Below are 649 nucleotides of genomic sequence, written 5' to 3'. Positions count from 1 at the left end.
AATTATATCTAACGATATTTTTGCTGCTCTTCTTTAAGCTTTGATCGTCAAGAATAATAGTTTTTTTCGATGAATCTTCGATTTTTAGAGACTTTGTTCATGTTTTTCGGGGTTTTGGTCGAAATTTAGTGCGGATAACTGCACTGACTTGAGGAATTGCGCTCCTAGGTGGTGCAACTTTGAACTCGATCACTTGTATGATTAATTGAGTGTCAGACTGTAAGATCATTGTCACGTATTTGGATTATTGTAGTACAAATATACTTGCCATTTATTTATAGTGACCTCAACAAAAAAACATAAATAAAAGGTCTAACGATGGAACTCAATACCCTGATAGTTGGCATCTACTTCCTATTCTTAATTGCGATAGGGTGGATGTTTCGAACGTTTACAAGTACGACAAGTGATTACTTCCGTGGGGGAGGTAATATGCTGTGGTGGATGGTAGGTGCAACCGCATTTATGACCCAGTTCAGTGCTTGGACATTTACTGGTGCAGCAGGTAAAGCCTTTACCGATGGCTTTGCCGTAGCGATTATCTTCATCGCGAACGCATTCGGTTACCTAATGAACTACCTTTACTTCGCTCCGAAGTTCCGTCAACTGCGTGTTGTGACGGTAATTGAAGCGATTCGTATGCGTTTTG

Annotated in this window: 1 protein-coding gene; it reads left to right on the top strand. The window is 39.9% G+C overall.

The window, feature by feature from the left end:
• Positions 1–318 precede the first annotated feature (318 nt).
• On the top strand, positions 319–649 hold a 331-nt coding region (locus tag AB4507_RS21180), incomplete at its 3' end, for a sodium:solute symporter family transporter (protein WP_408063634.1).

Origin of the sequence: Vibrio sp. 10N.222.54.A3 (assembly GCF_041474095.1) — a bacterium.
Classification (GTDB): domain Bacteria; phylum Pseudomonadota; class Gammaproteobacteria; order Enterobacterales; family Vibrionaceae; genus Vibrio; species Vibrio crassostreae_C.
This window is presented reverse-complemented; position numbering and strand designations above follow the sequence as displayed.